The 18,207-nt window shown below is 37.2% G+C and carries 24 protein-coding genes; 18 read left to right on the top strand and 6 right to left on the bottom strand.

Annotated features, from left to right (window positions below; genetic code table 11):
- The first annotated feature begins 365 nt into the window (after nucleotides 1-365).
- Nucleotides 366-1,058: a hypothetical protein gene (locus tag V7097_RS15475; RefSeq protein ID WP_335704530.1), complete on the top strand. Its 693-nt coding sequence runs from the start codon at nucleotides 366-368 to the stop codon at nucleotides 1,056-1,058.
- Here the strand turns inward: V7097_RS15475 and V7097_RS15470 are convergent.
- Nucleotides 1,055-1,252 (bottom strand): hypothetical protein, encoded by a 198-nt coding sequence (locus V7097_RS15470; RefSeq protein ID WP_335704529.1) that lies wholly within the window; start codon nucleotides 1,250-1,252, stop codon nucleotides 1,055-1,057. The genes V7097_RS15475 and V7097_RS15470 overlap by 4 nt on opposite strands.
- 146 nt (nucleotides 1,253-1,398) lie before the next feature.
- On the opposite strand from V7097_RS15470, the gene V7097_RS15465 reads away from it, so the two are divergent.
- Together V7097_RS15465 and V7097_RS15460 are read left to right on the top strand one after the other, a co-directional pair.
- Nucleotides 1,399-1,569, top strand: a complete 171-nt coding sequence (locus V7097_RS15465) for a YozD family protein (protein ID WP_335704551.1) — start codon at nucleotides 1,399-1,401, stop codon at nucleotides 1,567-1,569.
- Between the two features lie 119 nt (nucleotides 1,570-1,688).
- The gene (locus tag V7097_RS15460) at nucleotides 1,689-2,459 is read left to right on the top strand and encodes a sporulation protein (protein WP_335704528.1); all 771 of its coding nucleotides are present in this window, start codon (nucleotides 1,689-1,691) and stop codon (nucleotides 2,457-2,459) included.
- Between the two features lie 39 nt (nucleotides 2,460-2,498).
- Here V7097_RS15460 and V7097_RS15455 read toward each other — a convergent pair whose 3' ends face one another.
- Both V7097_RS15455 and V7097_RS15450 read right to left on the bottom strand, forming a co-directional pair.
- A complete protein-coding gene (locus V7097_RS15455; protein ID WP_335704527.1) occupies nucleotides 2,499-2,645 on the bottom strand; it encodes a hypothetical protein in 147 nt (48 codons plus the stop codon).
- Between the two features lie 14 nt (nucleotides 2,646-2,659).
- Nucleotides 2,660-2,794: a hypothetical protein gene (locus tag V7097_RS15450; protein WP_335704526.1), complete on the bottom strand. Its 135-nt coding sequence runs from the start codon at nucleotides 2,792-2,794 to the stop codon at nucleotides 2,660-2,662.
- 128 nt (nucleotides 2,795-2,922) lie between these two features.
- Here V7097_RS15450 and deoD point away from each other — a divergent pair, with 128 nt between their 5' ends.
- The 5 genes from deoD (at nucleotide 2,923) to V7097_RS15425 (ending at nucleotide 7,672) form a co-directional block, all read left to right on the top strand.
- Nucleotides 2,923-3,627, top strand: a complete 705-nt coding sequence (gene deoD, locus V7097_RS15445; protein ID WP_335704525.1) for a purine-nucleoside phosphorylase — start codon at nucleotides 2,923-2,925, stop codon at nucleotides 3,625-3,627.
- A gap of 296 nt (nucleotides 3,628-3,923) precedes the next feature.
- A complete protein-coding gene (locus V7097_RS15440; protein ID WP_335704524.1) occupies nucleotides 3,924-6,116 on the top strand; it encodes an amidohydrolase family protein in 2,193 nt (730 codons plus the stop codon).
- A gap of 71 nt (nucleotides 6,117-6,187) precedes the next feature.
- Nucleotides 6,188-6,427 (top strand): hypothetical protein, encoded by a 240-nt coding sequence (locus V7097_RS15435; protein ID WP_335704523.1) that lies wholly within the window; start codon nucleotides 6,188-6,190, stop codon nucleotides 6,425-6,427.
- 95 nt (nucleotides 6,428-6,522) lie between these two features.
- Nucleotides 6,523-7,332, top strand: a complete 810-nt coding sequence (gene mutM, locus V7097_RS15430; RefSeq protein ID WP_335704522.1) for a bifunctional DNA-formamidopyrimidine glycosylase/DNA-(apurinic or apyrimidinic site) lyase — start codon at nucleotides 6,523-6,525, stop codon at nucleotides 7,330-7,332.
- A gap of 73 nt (nucleotides 7,333-7,405) precedes the next feature.
- Nucleotides 7,406-7,672 carry a phosphocarrier protein HPr gene (locus V7097_RS15425; RefSeq protein WP_335704520.1) on the top strand — a complete coding sequence of 89 codons (267 nt, stop codon included), beginning with the start codon at nucleotides 7,406-7,408 and terminating at the stop codon, nucleotides 7,670-7,672.
- Nucleotides 7,673-7,840: 168 nt separating this feature from the next.
- On the opposite strand, the gene V7097_RS15420 is transcribed toward V7097_RS15425, so the two are convergent.
- Nucleotides 7,841-8,074: a hypothetical protein gene (locus V7097_RS15420; protein ID WP_335704519.1), complete on the bottom strand. Its 234-nt coding sequence runs from the start codon at nucleotides 8,072-8,074 to the stop codon at nucleotides 7,841-7,843.
- A gap of 172 nt (nucleotides 8,075-8,246) precedes the next feature.
- Between V7097_RS15420 and V7097_RS15415 the strand changes: the two genes are divergently transcribed.
- The 3 genes from V7097_RS15415 to V7097_RS15405 are packed head-to-tail and all read left to right on the top strand — an operon-like array spanning nucleotide 8,247 to nucleotide 9,638.
- Nucleotides 8,247-8,591 carry a YojF family protein gene (locus V7097_RS15415; RefSeq protein ID WP_335704518.1) on the top strand — a complete coding sequence of 115 codons (345 nt, stop codon included), beginning with the start codon at nucleotides 8,247-8,249 and terminating at the stop codon, nucleotides 8,589-8,591.
- 50 nt (nucleotides 8,592-8,641) lie between these two features.
- Nucleotides 8,642-9,307 (top strand): bacillithiol biosynthesis deacetylase BshB2, encoded by a 666-nt coding sequence (bshB2, locus tag V7097_RS15410; protein ID WP_335704517.1) that lies wholly within the window; start codon nucleotides 8,642-8,644, stop codon nucleotides 9,305-9,307.
- Between the two features lie 46 nt (nucleotides 9,308-9,353).
- On the top strand, nucleotides 9,354-9,638 hold the full coding sequence (locus V7097_RS15405) for a hypothetical protein (RefSeq protein WP_335704516.1): 285 nt from the start codon (nucleotides 9,354-9,356) through the stop codon (nucleotides 9,636-9,638).
- Between the two features lie 369 nt (nucleotides 9,639-10,007).
- Here V7097_RS15405 and V7097_RS15400 read toward each other — a convergent pair whose 3' ends face one another.
- Nucleotides 10,008-10,130, bottom strand: a complete 123-nt coding sequence (locus V7097_RS15400) for a hypothetical protein (RefSeq protein WP_335704515.1) — start codon at nucleotides 10,128-10,130, stop codon at nucleotides 10,008-10,010.
- 94 nt (nucleotides 10,131-10,224) lie between these two features.
- On the opposite strand from V7097_RS15400, the gene V7097_RS15395 reads away from it, so the two are divergent.
- From V7097_RS15395 to V7097_RS15375, 6 genes are all read left to right on the top strand, one after another.
- Nucleotides 10,225-11,055 (top strand): deoxyribonuclease IV, encoded by an 831-nt coding sequence (locus tag V7097_RS15395; protein ID WP_335704514.1) that lies wholly within the window; start codon nucleotides 10,225-10,227, stop codon nucleotides 11,053-11,055.
- Between the two features lie 174 nt (nucleotides 11,056-11,229).
- Nucleotides 11,230-12,468, top strand: coding sequence for a DHH family phosphoesterase (locus V7097_RS15390; RefSeq protein WP_335704513.1), 1,239 nt, complete (start codon nucleotides 11,230-11,232; stop codon nucleotides 12,466-12,468).
- Between the two features lie 115 nt (nucleotides 12,469-12,583).
- On the top strand, nucleotides 12,584-12,670 hold the full coding sequence (locus V7097_RS26035; RefSeq protein ID WP_223254366.1) for a putative holin-like toxin: 87 nt from the start codon (nucleotides 12,584-12,586) through the stop codon (nucleotides 12,668-12,670).
- Between the two features lie 265 nt (nucleotides 12,671-12,935).
- Entirely contained in the window at nucleotides 12,936-13,820 is an 885-nt protein-coding gene (locus V7097_RS15385) for an ATP-binding protein (RefSeq protein WP_335704512.1), read from the top strand.
- Nucleotides 13,821-13,830: 10 nt separating this feature from the next.
- The gene (locus V7097_RS15380) at nucleotides 13,831-15,747 is read left to right on the top strand and encodes a vWA domain-containing protein (RefSeq protein WP_335704511.1); all 1,917 of its coding nucleotides are present in this window, start codon (nucleotides 13,831-13,833) and stop codon (nucleotides 15,745-15,747) included.
- A 103-nt stretch (nucleotides 15,748-15,850) separates the two neighbouring features.
- On the top strand, nucleotides 15,851-16,249 hold the full coding sequence (locus tag V7097_RS15375) for a hypothetical protein (protein WP_335704510.1): 399 nt from the start codon (nucleotides 15,851-15,853) through the stop codon (nucleotides 16,247-16,249).
- 103 nt (nucleotides 16,250-16,352) lie between these two features.
- On the opposite strand, the gene V7097_RS15370 is transcribed toward V7097_RS15375, so the two are convergent.
- Nucleotides 16,353-16,799, bottom strand: coding sequence for a hypothetical protein (locus tag V7097_RS15370; RefSeq protein ID WP_335704509.1), 447 nt, complete (start codon nucleotides 16,797-16,799; stop codon nucleotides 16,353-16,355).
- Between the two features lie 175 nt (nucleotides 16,800-16,974).
- Between V7097_RS15370 and V7097_RS15365 the strand changes: the two genes are divergently transcribed.
- A complete protein-coding gene (locus tag V7097_RS15365; protein ID WP_335704508.1) occupies nucleotides 16,975-18,087 on the top strand; it encodes a histidine kinase N-terminal domain-containing protein in 1,113 nt (370 codons plus the stop codon).
- Nucleotides 18,088-18,207: the final 120 nt, after the last annotated feature.

Genomic DNA, 18,207 nt, shown 5'->3' with positions numbered 1-18,207 from the left:
AGGCGCATTTGATTATTGACCACCGAGATGAAGATTCTCGGTGGTTTTTGCTGTTTTTAAAGGGGGAGGAGCGCTCAGCTTTTGACTCAATCTCCATTTATGGCTATTAATAAATTTTTATAGCCAATAATTTGTATTTATGGCTGTTATTTTCAATTAATAGCTAATAGATTCAACTTATGGCTATTAACAAATTTTAGAAACAAAGACCTCTAAAACGAACGCCCTCGTCCCCACAAATTTTAGGCTCGCCAGCTCTTAATTTTTCTTATATCACAAGCCCGAATCGAATGCCGTTTTGTAAAAGACTTGCATATACTATCTCACACCCTTCAAATCTACACAAAAGCTAAAGGGATGAGGATATGGATGGTAAAAACAAAAAGCCAAAATACAAAATTGGGGATATTGTCGTTGTTACGTTATATGGAACAGTTGGGTCTGTGACAGAAATCCGAAAACTCGATGGAAATTATCTATATAAAGTAAATAAAGGCGAGGCATTTTACTCAGAATCGGCATTAACATTGCTTTCGGAATACAAAGCAAAGCCGATGGAAATTGAAAATATCGAAATTGAATATAAATATTATTTTGGTGACCTTGTCTTTGTTCAAGGATATGACAATGATGTATTTAAAATTGTCGGGATACACACGGAAATTTGGAGATACAAAGAGGGTGCATGGGAGGATGTGATTTACGAACTAGCGCGAGTGACAGATGGTGAGTGGCTCGAAGCGGGAGAGGATGAGTTGACATTACTTGCAGATTTTGATCAAGCTGAAACATTCCTTCAAAAATATTCGCTGAAGTATTTTGTGAAAAAGAAAAACAAAAATATGGGGATGTATGAAAATATGGATATTTATCGTAAATCCGAAAAAGATCAAATGCGAATCAAAAAAGAGAAAAAAGAAATCATCGACGGCTTGCTTGATGTTTACAACGACTACAAGATCCTGTACGAATTGTTTCAGGATCAGAAATATAAGGACGTTATGGATTTAGCTATGAAAAACTTACAAAAATTTGAGTCTGGGAAAGGTAACGATTAACCTATGAAAAATGCTTGCATTAACACATAAATAAAATAAGGGATCCCCAAAAATAAAATAGTTGAAAATAGTCCTTTTGTTACTTTTCCTAACACATTGTCGAATCCATCTCCGTCAATAAATTCTAGGAATCTGTTTGGCTCTTTAACTTCTTCCTTTACTGGAAATTTTAAGATAACGGCATGCTTTGTCATGTGAACCCCTCCATTAAGCTTGTCCAATATTTATATTTCATCCTATGTATGAATCCTTGAATACATGACTAAAAAATAAAATACATATGAAAATGACATAGGTGATGTTTTTAATACATACATCTAAAGTAAAGGGGGCGATCATGCTGAAGGAAATTGAGGTTGTTATTGATACGGAAGAAATTGCAGAGTTTTTCTATAACGAGCTTGTCCAAAGGGGATTTGCCCCAGGTGAGGAAGAGCTAGAGGAGTTAGCAGACATTACATTTGAATACTTACTTTATAAATGTGTAATTGACGAGGAAAAGGAAGACTAAGTACATATTGGCGACGGGAAACCCCGTCGTTTTTTTATGACAAAAATAATTTCAATTTTATAGAAACCTTTTTCAGGTATAGTCGTATAGTTTTATATCTAAGTTATAGGGGGAATACGATGTCATTATTCAATAAAATTTTTTCAAGTATTGGAATTGGAAGTGCAAGAGTTGATACGAAGATCACTACGGATCAGTTAAGAGCTGGAGAAAAAGTAACAGGTGTTGTTGAGATCGTTGGTGGAAATATGGAGCAGCAAATTGATGAGATTTATTTGTCTTTAATGACAACATATATCAAAGAATCAAACGACAGAAAAATCAATAAGCAAGCAACAATTGAAAAAATAAAAATTGTGGAGCGTTTCACAATTGGCAGTAATGAGAAACATGAAATTCCCTTTTCATTAGTACTTCCGCTTGATACCCCTGCAACACTTGGAAGGACAAAAGTGTGGATTCATACGGGGTTAGATATTAAAAATGCCATTGATCCATCAGATAAGGATTATATTTCTGTTTCACCATCGCCATTAGCTGCAGGTGTATTGAATGCGGTCTATGATTTAGGCTTTAGCCTTCGTAAGGTAGATTGTGAGGCAGCACCCTATCGCCTAAGAAGACGTCTTCCATTTGTTCAGGAATTTGAATTTGTTCCAACAAGTGGCGTTTACCGTGGGAGATTAGACGAAGTGGAAGTCATGTTCTTCCCTCAATCAGACCATAAGCTAGAAGTCATGATGCAGGTAGATAGACGTGCGCGTGGCTTAAGTAGCTTCCTTGCAGAAGCGATGGATATGGATGAGTCTTTTGTCAACTTCACAGTGACTACTGATGATCTACCAACTTTGAAATCAAAAATCAATCAAATTATTAGCCGTTATAGCTAATTCAGTAGGGGTGTCCAGTAAAAGGACACCCCATTTTACTTATTCATTATGCCCTGGACCGTTTTTACGTCCACCTTTAGCAGAAAATTCTTTACCATGTGCAATTTGTTCTGCTTCGATTGCTTCAGGTGGTGTATGGTTATTTTTCTTTGGTGCATTTATACGGTTGCGATGTTTCTTACCCATATTAATCCCTCCAATTATCTAGGCTGAATAAAGCCATCCTTTTCGTTTTTCGATGTGTTTGGTGGATTTCCAATTCCTTTTGTGGTGTTGGTAGCATTTGCATAGTCTACAGCTTGTCGCAATTTTTTGCTCATTTTTTCGTTAGCCAAGTTCGAATTCCCTCCTTCAATTGTTACAACCTTAGTTTTCCCCAGATTTTTGCGTTCATTAAAATTTTTAAGTAGAATGTAATTGTGGTAAGATAACTTAGTGCAATATTTACATAGGAGGAACATAAATGAGTACACATATTGGTGCAAAGCAAGGGGATATCGCTGAAACAATATTACTTCCAGGTGACCCATTGCGTGCAAAATATATTGCAGAAAACTTTTTTGAAAATGTGACATGTTACAATGAAGTGCGTGGAATGCTCGGATTTACCGGTACATATAAAGGAAAGCGCGTATCCGTACAAGGAACAGGAATGGGTGTTCCATCCATTTCCATATACATACATGAATTAATGAATGAATACGGTGTCCAAAACTTAATCCGCGTTGGTACTTGTGGTGCGATTCAGAAAGATGTTAAAGTGCGTGATGTTATTTTAGCGATGACCTCATCAACGAATTCTCAAATGAACCGCATCAATTTTGGAACTGTGGACTTTGCGCCAACAGCCTCATTTGATTTATTAAAGAGAGCGTATGATGCGGGTACTGAAAAAGGACTTAAGCTAAAAGTAGGTAATGTCTTTACAAGCGATGTGTTCTACAATGAAAATGCAGAATTAGAAAAATGGGCACAATACGGTATACTTGCTGTAGAAATGGAAACAACTGCATTATACACATTAGCTGCAAAATTTGGTCGTAATGCATTATCCGTTCTAACGGTTAGTGATCATATTTTAACTGGAGAAGAAACAACAGCGGAGGAACGTCAAACCACATTTAATGATATGATCGAGGTTGCTTTAGAAGCGGCATTGAAAGAATAAATTTTTTTCAGCGGGAGTCAAGCTCCTTTGAAAAAAGTTAAGCCTCCGGCGGATGCCACGATTTTTCAAAGGAACTTTTCAACATTAACTGGCACTATGCCCTTACGAAGCGCAATTTCCAGTAAAAGCCTGATAAAGTGACCGAAGACTAAGAACGCCACCTCCTGTGGCAACGTCTTCGTTGCCCACTTCCTGTGGGCCTAAAAAATCGGGCGCAAATACGCCAAGACGTATTTTATCAAGGGGAAAAGATTTCGGATTTCGAGATTTTTTCCTCTTTTATTAGGGTGATAACTATGAAAAATCGGTTTGTTAAATATGGAGTGACACTTGTAATCGTTCTTTTTGTTGTCTTTTTTGGTTTTAAAATAATCTCACCATCGGAAGTCTATACCGACACCGATGAAGCTGTTAAAAGCCAATTAATTGTGAACGGATTCAAAATAGACTCGATAACGTTTTATGGGAATCAAGTGCTCGCCATGCTTGAAGAAAAAGGTGAAGAAAAGCTTTATATCGGGGATCGCGAGCAATCGACCATTGAAAATGTGAAGCCATGGGCGGATTTTCAGCTTCCGATTAACCCGGATAAAAAGTATCAAGGGGTCGAAGTAAATCCTGATTCCCATCTAATGTATTTATATGGGAAAAAGGAAGATGGTAGTAATTTCATGGAAATTATTAATATTGCGACAAAAGAAACGGTTTCTGAAATCCCATTTGAGGGTTCGGCGGAAATCAGCAATATTAAGTTTAAAAATGGGTACTTGGAAGGAATGCTGTATGCGAAAACGAATCCAGAGAAGCAAAACGCGGAAATCATTTTTAATACAACAGAATTTAACTCTCATATGGATTTGCTTGCAGTGGAGCTACCTTCTAAAAAAGCGACACTCGATTGGGTTGATGCCAATCCTGAACTTGAACATATTGTTTACACCATCAAAGATAAAGGAAAGGTTTCGGCTTATGTTCATGATTTAACAACCAATCAAACGACGCAGCTTACAAAAATAAATGGCGACAAGTTTTTATATGATGGTGAACAACTTGTTGGCTTTAAGTCGAAGAAGGACAAGCTTGCGATTAATGTCTATGAAAACAATCATTCTGAGTCTGCTGAAGATAAGTCATCCGATGCATATGATATCGTCATAAAAAATGGAATCGTGCTTGATCCAGATAAAGAGACGCTAAAAATCGGCTATCACGTTGGCATAAAGGATGATAAAGTGGCTGCGGTTACAAAAGCAACGATTCAAGGTACAACTGAAATCGATGCATATCAAAAAATCGTAAGTCCTGGTTTTATTGATATGCTCTCGTTTAATCCAAGTCCAAATGGAGCGAAATTTAAAATTGGTGACGGGGTCACAACAAATCTATCGATGCACGGGTGTACTGCTGATTTTAATGGATTTTTCGATCAATATGACAAATATCCGACATCTGTAAATTATGGCGGTGCCTTGTATGCGGTTCGCTTACGCTATGAGGCAGGTCTCGGCAATCACGGCACACCAACACAAGAACAAATTGATTATATGGTAAAACGTGCTCGTGAGGAAATTAAGAAGGGTGCTCTCGCTGTAGCGTTTAGTCCTGAGTATTATCCTGGAACTACTCCTGAAGAAATCAAAGCCATCATGAAAGTTGCGAAAGAATACGGGCTAGTTACTCATTTTCATGGTAGACATTCAAGTTTAACAGGTGAGCATACTAGTATTGATTCAGTAAAAGAAGTCCTTGGCTACGCAAGGGAGCTTGATGCACCGGTGCATTTTATGCATCTTCATAGCACAGGTGGTACAGGCGCGATGGATGAAGCACTAGCGCTAATTGAAGAAGCTCGTTCTGAAGGCTATCAAGTCACATACGATGTATACCCTTATGATTCATGGGCGACTAATATTTCGTTTGAACGCATGTCTGGAGACTGGCAATCGCGTTTTGGCATTACTTATTCCGATATCCAAGTTGCTGGAACAACTGAGCGACTTACAGCCGAAACTTTTCCGAAGTATCGTAAGAAAGGCGGAATTGTCATCGTCGATGCAATGGATGAAAAAGAGCTGATTCAAGCACTTCAGGTTGATCATAGTATGATTGGCAGTGATGCAACAATGGATAATGAGTTTAATCATCCGAGAGGAGCGGGAACTTTTTCAAGATTTATTGGGCGATATATTCGTGATCTTGATGTTCTGCCACTTATGGAAGGAATGAAGAAAATTACCATTCATTCTGCAAGACAGCTTGAAGACATTGCTCCGGCGATGTCAACCCGAGGTAGACTCCATGAAGGGGCCACAGCTGATATTACCGTTTTTGATTACCATGAAATCATTGACACAGCAACAGCAGAAAAACCTGCTTCTTTATCAAAGGGCGTTGACTATGTCATCGTATCTGGTAAAATCGCCAAAGATGATACCGGGGTTCTAACCCAAGTAAAAAATGGTCAACCGATTATTGGTGTATTTGAATAAATGCAAGTGGATGCTTTTTACAGTCTTAATCACTTCGTATCAGTAGATACTTTTAAAGAGGTGATTTTATCATGAATCATGAGAAGGATTTTGATCGAGATCATGACCGTGAGGATGCGCTCACAGACGATGCCTTAAAGGGAATTCTGGAGACAGCCTATTCAGCAGAATCTGAATTAATGCGACGCTACTTGATTACCTCTGAACGTATTTCTAACGATGATGAACTAAAAGAAAGACTCGCCAATTTCGCGGAAGGAAATGCGAAACGGACAAAACAGCTCCAAAATGAAATTGAAAAATTGCACTAAACGCTAGCCACGGAGGACATCTTCGTGGCTATTTGTATACATGAATTTTTTGATAATTGATTAAGCTAATTGAAAACAATTATGGAGGTGTAACAATGCCTGAGTTGCCAGAAATGGAGACATATAAAAACCTCATTCAGTTGAAATTAGCAGGACATACGATTAATGCCGTTGAGGTAAACCGTGAAAAATCGATAAACAGCTCAGTTGCCGATTTCACAAACGAACTTATCGGCAATAAAATTACCCAAATTCATCGACGAGGGAAACATCTCATTTTTGAGCTCGCCAGTGGTAAAAAACTACTGCTCCATCTCATGCTGGGTGGCCTAATGTATATTGAAAAAGATGCGGACACTATTTCAAGGACAAAGCAGGTTATTATCAGTTTCGCTTCTCAAAGTCTTACTTTTATCGGACTTCGGCTGGGTTATTTACATCTCCTTACTCCAAAAGAAATTGAAGAAGAATTAACTAATTTAGGTCCAGAGCCACTTGAACCAAGTTTTACAATCCAGGCCTTTCAAAAATTAGCCGAAAACAAAAAAGGGAAAATTAAAACAGCGTTACTTGATCAGCAATTTATTGCTGGAATCGGTAATCGGTACTCTGATGAAATTTGCTTTGCTGCTAAAATTTTGCCGACTCGAATTGTAGATTCACTTGACAATGCTCAGCTACAGAAGCTACATTCATCGATTCAATCTGTTTTACAGGAAGGAATTCGTTATGGTGGATACATTGATTTGCCCCTTTTTAAAGGAGATCAACTTACAGGTGGCTTCGAAGAAAAATGTAGGGTATATAATCGAGAAGGGGAGCTATGTGTTCGCTGTGGTGCGGTAATTGTAAAGAAAGAATTGTCTTCTAGGAAAACATTTTTTTGTGCAAATTGCCAAATCTGAAAAATATACTTGATTATCATGGTGATTAATGGCTATTCTATAGGAGAATGAAAATTAGAAAGAGGGATAAAACATGGCAGAAAAAACTTATACAATTACAAGTGATGCTGGCTTACATGCTAGACCGGCTACAAAGCTCGTACATAAAGCAAGTCAATATCAATCAGAAATTACACTTAGCTTTAACGGAAAATCAGTAAACCTTAAATCAATTATGGGTGTAATGTCTTTAGGTGTACCAAAGGGCTCTCAAATTGTGGTACAAACTGAAGGAAATGATGCAGATGCTGCATTAGAAGGAATCGAATCTGTACTAAAAGAAGAAAACTTAGGTGAATAAAAAAGAAAAGTACAAGGTGCCCGTTCATCGGTGATAAGCATAAGAAAAACGCTGACAGAAGGTGTTTTCTGCCTTCCGAAGCGAATGGCTTATGACCTGAGCCGATGGTACCTGAAACTAGTCATATTAGAAAAGAAAACAACCATCTATGTGGATGGTTGTTTTCTATTACGCTGTTTCTTCATCTTCGTCCTTTGATAATACCAATGCCCCATGGCGGATTAAGTATTGAAAATGGGAGAGAGGAAACACACCTTTTTGCTTTGATTCGAGCTCTATTCGAACAGATGATTGATTTATTTCAACAACTTTTAACGTTTTTGCTTCACATAAGTTCGGAATGAATTTCGATGTTATGCCAAATTCCATATTATTCACAAGTTCGAGGTTTTCTCTTGCCAATTTTGTTCACCACCTTCTTCATATACGTAATATAACCAATACGAAGAAAATCATACCAGATATGCTATTTATTACAACTTATTTCAATTTCAATTCGCATTATTGGAATTTTATTGATAAAATCGTTAATATTTAAGTAAGATCATTTATTTAGAGTTTGGAGGATTCACATTTGAAACCAATTAAGAAAGAAGACGTTCAGGAATTAATCAACCGTTTTGCCAACCAAAACGTTTATATTCATCTTGAAACGACAAATGGCGCATATGCTGTACATTCAGGTGCTCGTAAAACATCAGCAGGTGCATTTATTCGAAACGCCCTTGTTACGTATACAGAAGGAAAAATTGTCGGAAATGATCCATACCGAGTAGGTCTTAAGATGGGCCAGGGTTGGATTTATGCAGAAGGACTTACAGATTGGGAATTAGACGAGAAGGATCGTTTATTACTTGCTGGACATGATGAAGAAGGAAAGCTAGCTGTCGCTCTTCAAATTAGCACAACCCCATTTTAAAGCGTAGGGGTCATTGATTTAAGGCAAATTATGAACAAAGGAGTAGTAAAATGGAACGACATATTTTAATCGTACTACCACATCCAGATGATGAAGCATTTGGAGTGTCTGGTTTTATCAGTTTAAACACCCAAAAAGGGGTTCCGGTTACGTATGCCTGCTTAACGCTTGGTGAAATGGGCAGAAATCTTGGAAATCCATTTTTCGCTAACCGAGAAACATTGCCAGAGATTCGAAAGAAAGAGCTTAGAGAAGCTTGTAAGGCTTGTGGCATTAGCGATCTCCGGATGCTAGGCTACCATGATAAAACATTGGAATTCTTGGATCCTGAAAAAATTGCAGATACCATTGAAGAAATCATCAAAGAATTGAATCCATCACTTGTTATCACATTTTATCCTGGACATGGCGTTCACCCTGACCATGATGCGACAGGTGAAGCAACCATACGTGCTGTTAAGCGCATACCTAAAGAAAAAAGACCTCAGGTATATTGCAAAGCCATCACCCATGACCGTGTCGAACATATTGGTGAGCATGATGTCGAATTCGATGTTAGTGAAGTGTTAGACAAGAAAATTGAAACATTAAAAGCACATCGTTCCCAAACAGAGGGACTCATGGGCAATTTGCTCGAGAAAATCGATAACAAGGATAATGAAGTCTTAGATTGGCTTCGAACTGAAGTGTATTGGACCTATAAATTTAATGATTAAGAACTAGGAGCTATGGGCTTTTAGACGTAAAAGGAGCTCTATGAAAATGGAGAACAATTCCGTTGATTTTGATCGACTTTTAAAAGCATACCAATCGCTTTGGTTGAATAGAAGGTTATGGCAAAAAGACCTTAGCAGTGAAGATATCCTTCGAGCCACAATCCGGAGGGACTTGCTTGATGAGTCGACCCATCCAAGACTGCGCAAAACGCCATATGAAAAATTTTTTACGGCTAGTAAACGAATCTTTGACTCTAGCCTACCTATTGAAGAAAAACTTAATTTACAGCATGTCTATCTCGAAGAAATGGAAAATGTGAAGAAATTGTAAACAAAACAAGAAAAAATTTACAATTAGTTCAAAAAGCAGTTGTAGAACTACATGGTTTCCTTTATAATCGGTGCATGTACAAGAAGGGCTCGTCAAAATATCTCAGCACATCGAGTAATGAAAGGGGTATTTTTATGGAGATGAACATGTATATGGAAATTTCAATGATCTTATTTTTGATCTTTGCCTTTTCCTTCGCACATTCGATTTTTAAAGGAACTCACAAAAGAATGGCCAGAATAGTTAGTGCAACGTTTATTAGTTTATGTTCGTTTGTTATTGTCTGGAGAGTAGCAAGTCTATTGACATATTTTCATTAATCATAAGGGTACGGACAGCCAAAAGAGCGAATGGAGACATCGCTCTTTTTTATTGCTCTTCTATTATTGAACTAATTTTTTCAGGTGAAACGATGTATAAGCCCATTTCTTCTTCTAATTCCTCAATTGACTTATTTACGACCGTTTCCTCATTTGATGTAAAGTTTTCCAAGATCGTCACCTCAAAACCTAGTATGCCCATTTTTTGAATAGTTCCATCTATGTTTGAAAAATCTAATTGTATACGTAGAATAGGAGAGGAACTCATGAGATTTGGAAGTCATATTAGTATCCGCGATGGGTATTTAGGTGCAGCCCGTCATGCAATAAAAATTGGCGCGAAGGCTTTTCAATACTTTCCGAAAAACCCCCGAAGCCTATCTGTAAAAGAATTTGATCGTCATGATGCAAACGAATGCGCAAAATTTTGTAAAGATCATGATTTACTATCGATTGCACATACTCCATATCCAACAAATTTAGTTGCTGATGAGGGTCATATTGAGCTTGTTATAGATTCACTTTTAAATGATTTAGAGATTGCAAATGAATGTGGTTCGATAGGGGTTGTTGTTCATTTTGGAGTATTGAAAAATGCAGCTAATCCTCTTGAAGGCTATCAACGGATGATCGGAACGCTCAATGATGTTTTGTCGAGATGGGATGGGGAAGCACTCATCTTGTTAGAAAATAATGCTGGGAAAAATGGACCTACTGGGACAATGCTAGAAGAGCTTGGTCAAGTTAGGCAACTTACTGATTATCCAGATAAAATCGGTTTTTGTTTAGATACGTGCCATTTGTTCGCAAGCGGTGTGTGGGATGGAGATAATTGGAGTGAGGTCGGGGCAAAAGGAATTGAACTCGGCTATTTTGAACATCTGAAAGCTGTTCATTTAAATAATTCTGCATATCCGACAAGGTCTATGAAGGACCGTCATGCGAATATTCCATATGGGGAGATCAAAGTCGAGCAAATCAAGGAATTTTTGTCGAGCGCTGTCTTTGGTGATACTCCATTTGTGCTCGAAACACCTCACGAGAGTAATTTTTCTCATGAAGATGAGATTAAATTTTTAAATAAGATGATGGGGTAGTTTGCTAACGGGTAGAAAAGATTAATGGATAATATCACAAAAACGACATGATTGAAGGAAAATGTATTGATAACAATTGCAAGACTCGTTCTTTTAGCTTTTTTAGTGTAAAGTAGTAAGCGGGTATGAAAATAACCATTGTAAACGAAACTAGGAGTAAAGGGGGAATCCAACTTGATAAAGTTATTTTCAGATAGTGATTTAGATGGAGTAGGATGTGGACTTGTTGCCAAGCTAGCATTTGGTGATGAGGTTGATGTCTCCTATTGCTCTTACCGTAACTTAAATGAGCGTGTGGAAAAATATATTGAAAATCCCGAACACAATCAAGCAAAAGTATACATAACTGATCTTGCTGTTAATGACAAAAATGAAAAAGCATTGGAAAAACGTCATAAAGCAGGCCACTACGTACAGATGGTTGACCATCACAAAACCGCGATGCATTTTAATAATTATGACTGGGGTTTTGTGCAAGCTGAATACGAGTCAGGAAAGAAAACTTGTGCAACCTCACTTTACTATGAATTTCTTCTCGAAAAAAATCTGATCGAGGCACATAAAGGATTAGAGGAATTTATTGAACTTGTTAGACTATATGATACGTGGGAATGGGAGTCTGAAAATCAAGTCCGTGCAAAGCGACTCAATGATCTATTTTTTATCATTGGAATTGAAGAATTTGAGGAAAAAATGCTTGAAAGACTTCAAAACAACCGCGATTCTTTCCAATTAACAGAAGCTGAGGATTTCTTATTAGATACGGAAGATAAAAAAATCGAGCGCTATATTAACTCGAAAAATAGACAAATGGTGCAGACTTTTATCGAGGATTATTGTGTCGGAGTGGTTCATGCTGAGCAATATATTTCTGAGCTCGGAAATGCACTTGGCAAACTAAATCCACATTTAGACTTAATTGCCTTGCTAAATGTTGGTACGAAAAAGATTGGACTTCGTACAATCCACGATGATGTCGATGTTTCAGAATTCGCAAAACGATATGGCGGTGGGGGACATCCAAAGGCATCTGGATGTTCATTAGGTGACACGGCATTTGAGCTTTTTGTAAAAAATACGTTCCCGTTATATGCGATTCGCCATGATGCACCTGAAAACCAACTGCACCATAAAGAAAACGATAATGGAACTCTTTTCGTAAATCGAAAAGGAGAAAAGTCTTTTGTTTTCAAAAAAGAGGATCGTTGGGTCATTCATCATGAGAAGAAAACACTTGATGCAAAGTTTTCATCATTTGAAGAAGCTGAACGTTTTATAAAACGCCAATTTGCAAGTGGTTTAGCCTTTGACAATGAACTTCTTTCATACATTCGTGAGCATCTAAATAAGAAAGAAGAAGCAATCAAAGCGAACCTAGACGGCGCATTAGTGAGTATAAAGAACCAATTTTAATGTTTCTCTAAATGAAACGTGTGTTCGTATGGTAAAATGTGCTATAATGAAATGGCAATAGGTTGTCCATAAGGGTGGTCGGCTAAGCTCCCAAGTGAAAGGGGGTGATGCCTATATGACGATTTATGAGAGTCTTGTAATTATGCTTTCGTTCGCGTCGCTTGTTGTTGCGATTTTATCTTTTGACAACAATAAAAAATAGACCTCCCTTTTTCCGCTAAAAATCGGGTGAGGTCTATTTCATCTTAGGCTGATCCTCTTAGTGGGACCATTCTATTGCTAGGCCGTAGATGCTCGCAACATCTGCGGTTTATTTGTATTCTACGAGTATTTATAATTATCATACCATAAATTAACCAAAAATGTCACAAATACTTGAATTCTAAGCTGAATTCATTGCCCCACCTTACAAACTTCGGTAAAATACGTGAGGGTATAAAGATATGTATGAGAGGATTTGATGCTTCATGACAATTCAACTAGAGGAATTGAAGTTACCGACAAATATACAAACTGAAATTTCAAATAGAAAGAACCAAGTTCCCAGTGATAAGCTCTTAATCGGCAAAGGCGGATATACACCTGCGGATATAAATATTATTCGTGACGCAATCATTGCCTTAAGTATCGGCAAAAATGTGCTTTTAAAGGGACCAACAGGTTCAGGGAAAACGAAGCTTGCCGAAACAATTTCTCATTTGTTTCAGCAACCAATGTATAGCATCAACTGCTCTGTTGACCTTGATGCGGAGGCCCTGCTGGGATATAAAACCATTCAAGAGCACGATGGAAAAATGAAAATCGAATTTGTTTCAGGCCCCGTTATTAATGCAATGAAAAAAGGATATCTTTTATACATCGATGAAATCAATATGGCAAAGCCAGAAACTTTACCGATTTTGAACGGTGTGCTTGATTATCGAAAAATGATTACTAATCCGTTTACGGCTGAAGTGGTTCGTGCCGAGAATGGCTTTGGTGTAATAGCAGCTATCAATGAAGGGTATGTAGGAACCGTTCCATTAAATGAAGCGTTGAAAAACCGCTTTGTAGTCATTGACGTTCCATATATTCAAGGCGAAACGCTAAAGGAAGTTCTTCAAACACAAACATCATTACAAGATCAAAATTTAATCAATAAATTTGTGTCCTTATCATCTGATTTAATCACACAGGTTCGTGGAGGTATGCTATCAGAAGAGGCTGCATCAATCCGTGCATTGATTGATACATGTGATTTAGCCATGTATATGCCACCATTACGCGCCATTGAACGTGGTATTACTGAAAAACTTGAGGATGACCGAGAAAAAGCAGCGGTTAAAAATATAGCAGAAACTTTGTTTGAGTGAGGTTTTTACAATGAGATTTATTCAATTTAATGATAAAAAGGTTGATTCCTTTTTGTTCATGGAATTATCCGACCTTGCCAAAACAATCTCAAAAAATCCTGAACTCGAAATTGAGTTAGGCTATAAATCATATCTCGATCCGATTCAACAAAAAGTCATCATAAGTCATTTTTGGGACAATCGACCCACAGCTGACAAACGAAATGGATTATTAAGTGATGTCTTTTTACGAACAATCGGAAGTATGAGCTACACGGATTTTAAGGAAATTGATCAATATATAAAATACTGTAGAAAAAGCGAACTCCCAAGCTTTTCGAAGCAATTGTTTATGCTTTTTGAGGATTTTCGTCTAGAAGAGTTGTGTGTAAAAGATCGTCCAGGAACCCGGAAATCTTTTACCGAAAGACGAAGAATTTATCGTAAGTATTATGAGGATCAACTCCATGTAAATATGGTCAAGAGTGTTCCAACGGATTCTCTGTTTAATGCGCTATTTTTACTTTTAACAGCCGAATCACCACTTGAAGAGGTTCCGCCTATTAATGATAAAATTGACCTTATCATTCCGTTTCTACGAAGCCAAATTTCAAAAGTCTTTGATTCAAAAAATACGAAGGATATCGTCAAAATTAGTAAGGAAATCATCAATGTGTTAGAAGATGTTCTAGAGGAAGATATGTTAAACACATATTTCCACTTACCAGAACTTGAATATGAAACTTTAGAGGACGGTTTGACAATCGATGATTTAAAACGCAAGGATAAGCTGAAAAACAATGATGTGCTTGATGATGCGAAAAAAGGGGATGAGGATATCCATGAAGAGAAGTTCGAAACCTGGCATCGAGAAACAAGTACACCAACAAAAAGCTTTTTACAATTTGATTTAGAACAAGGATCAAGAACTAATATGATGGGTGAAGGGGCAAGAGAAGGCGAAGAGGGTGACCAAGCGCTAGGGATTGCCCAAGGCTCGTCTCGACAAAGTAAAAACAAAGATTATTCCAAACTAGAGGCAATGGACATGGTCCATTCTGAGAAAGAAGGTACCACTGAAGCCGAATTTGGAAAAGAAAATCGATTTGCCTACCCGGTCTTCAAAAATGCACGAAAACCTTCAAATGATGAAGTTATTCATTACGAGAAAAACAAAGCAATTATTGCACCGTATCAGAAAAAACTGAAACAAATGATAGTAAAAACATTGGAGCATAAAAAGAATCTTCCAAGAGGAGACTTGCATTTTGGACGATTAAATAAAAAGCTTATTCGTATTTTCACAGATGACAATCCAAGATTATTTTATAAAAAAGAACAGCCATCCCATCAAATTGATGCGGTGTTCTCGTTATTAGTTGATTGCTCAGCTTCGATGTTCGATAAAATGGACCAGACAAAGCTTGGGATCGCACTGTTTCACGAGGCCTTAAAATCTGTACAGGTACCACATGATGTTACAGGTTTCTGGGAGGATACCAATGATGCAGACAGCACGAAGCATCCAAACTACATGCAAACTGTAATTGATTTTGATTCCTCATTAAAACGGAGCTATGGTGCGGAAATCATGCAGCTTGAGCCGGAGGAAGACAATCGCGACGGTTTTTCCATCCGTTTGCAAACGAAAAAGCTATTAAAGCGTACTGAAAAACAGAAATTTTTACTCGTATTCTCTGACGGTGAACCAGCAGCATTTGATTATGAGCAAAATGGAATAATCGATACACACGAAGCCGTCCTGAAAGCACGAAAACATGGGATCGAGGTCATTAATGTCTTCTTATCAAATGGAGAGATTGATGAAGGTCAACAAACAACGATCCACAACATTTACGGAAAATATAGCATTTTAGTCCCTAACATCGACCAATTGCCGGATGTCTTGTTCCCATTGCTGAAAAAACTGCTATATAAGAGTATTTAATATGAACGAAAATCCAGCTAATTTAGCTGGATTTTTTCTGTTAAAGAATGATATAACATCCCCTGTCATATGATGAAGTATCAAGAAAAATGGGGTGAAGAATATGCAAGAATCAAAGCCTTTTACGCAAATTCCGGAAGAACTCATTACAAGATATTTCACATTAAGTGAGAAGGCAAAGGTAATTGAAAAAGAATTAAAAGAAATGAAGAAGGTACTAAATGTTTATTTTGATGAAACAGTAGGAAAACAGGAAAAAGGTGAGTCACTCATAGGAGATTACAAGATTCAACGACAAATACGTTTGTCCGAAAGCTATCATGATGAGAAAATGGTAAAAAAATTAGAAGAATTAAATCTCATCGATTGCATCCAAATCATTAAGCAGCCCGATCAGCAGAAAATTGAAGCGGCGATAACACTTGGTCTGCTTGGACAAGCAGATATCGAGGACTGTATTGTAAAGAAAACGACAAACGCGATTACAGTTCGAAAAATCTAAAAAACAGGAGAGGCTCGCTTCTCCTGTTTTCCTTATTATCTAGCTCAAGAAGCACCTTCTATCAGCGCTTTTCTTGTGCTTGTCGCCGCTTAGCGCACTTCTATTAATCTACTACAATATAGCCAATCATCGGACCGTTATTATTTTTGTCAGAATGATTTAAACAAATGATGCGATACATGCCTTCTTCCTTAAAATTCGCTTTGACAGTGATTTCTTCTCCTTTTTTAACTGTGCCCTTAATGTCCGTACCCTCAATATAGAAAGAATGCTCTTTGCCATTTACGCCGTAAATAATGAAGGTTACTTCTTTGCCTTCTGGAACATATACAGTTCCTGGATTCCAGAAGTAGGATTCGATTTCTCTGCCATCATCAGTTTTTGATTTTAGTTCTCCAGTTGTAATATGTATCACAACATCGTTTTTGGCGGCTTGTGGGGCAATCGTAGGAATGATTTCAGGCTGTAGCCACACCCATCCTCCAACCATTACCACTGCAGCAACAAAAGCGGCAACAATCCAGCTCCTTTTAATCACTACAAATTTCATAATCAACCCTCCTATAGTTTGTCTCCTTATAATGTATGCTTGACCCACCATAAAACTTGTCTACTATTTTAATTTTTCTAAAATTCAAAAAGGAGTTTTGTGGAAAATGTAGAATACTATACATAACTTGGACTTTGCGAATATCAAAAGATAGATTTGAAAGGACTTGACCTGAATGAATCCTGTTATTGGAGAACTCATCTATTTCCTCGAGAGCAATTTATCGTTTTTTTTAAAATCATGGAAAGATAAGACCGTGATGTCAGAGAATGATGTTCATAAGGACAAATTAGTATTAAACGGCTTAACCATGTTTGAAATGGTCAAAAACTCACTTCTCAATCCTATCGATGAAGAAAAATTAAAATTATTCGCTTTTAAACTAGCCCAAGAACGCGTTGATGCGAATATTAATATTGGGGAATTCGTCTATAATGTAAACCTAGGGAGAAGTGAAATTTTAAAATACATATATAGGTCAAATATTGATCATGATCGATTAGACCCGGTTTTTGAAGAGGTAAATCGGATATTTGATTTGTTTTCCTATCATGCTGTTTCCAAATATACAGAAATAAAAGAAATACAGCTTCAAGATAAGATTCAATACATTGATCAGAGCCACCAGGAGCGACTTACGATTTTAGGTCAAATGGCATCGACATTTGTTCATGAGTTCCGAAATCCACTCACGGCAATAATCGGCTTTGTGAAGTTACTAGGTAATGATAATCCAGATATAAAATATTTAGATATTATTAGCCATGAATTAAATCAGCTAAACTATAAAATTTCACAATTCTTACACGTTTCAAAGAAGGAATTAATTGAGAACAATGAAAACGAAGTTTCGTTACTCGATTTATTTACTGAAATAACAGAGTTTATTTATGCGAGTATTTTAGATAGTGATGTAAAAGTACATACCGATATCGAATCCGGCATACATATAACCGTTAATGAGGATGAAATTAGACAGGTCTTGTTAAATATTTTGATGAACTCGATTGATGCGCTAAAACAAAAGGATTCCGATCGAAACATCTGGATTAATGGGCATCATATAGATAACCAGATTGTTGTTTTGATTATAAACAATGGACCTGCCATTCCAAAAGAATCGGTTGACACAATTTTTGAACCATTCTATACAACTAAAGAATTCGGAACAGGGATTGGACTTTTTGTATGTAAAAAAATTATTGAAAAACATGGTGGCACTATCGGATGTACATCCAATTCAAATACAACAGAATTTAAAATTGTCTTACCCATTCAGGAACAGTAAAACTCGGTAACCAACCGGGTTTTTTTATGTCTACTTTCAGGCTCCATCGGCTCGATGTCATGAGCAGATCCCTACGCCTTTCTTTATGCCTTAAAATCGAAATCGTGTATAATAGAAAGG

Origin of the sequence: Bacillus sp. JJ1562 (assembly GCF_036962705.1) — a bacterium.
GTDB lineage: Bacteria > Bacillota > Bacilli > Bacillales > Bacillaceae_L > Ferdinandcohnia.
The sequence above is the reverse complement of the archived record's forward strand: the minus strand, read 5'-3'. Positions and strand labels throughout refer to the sequence as shown.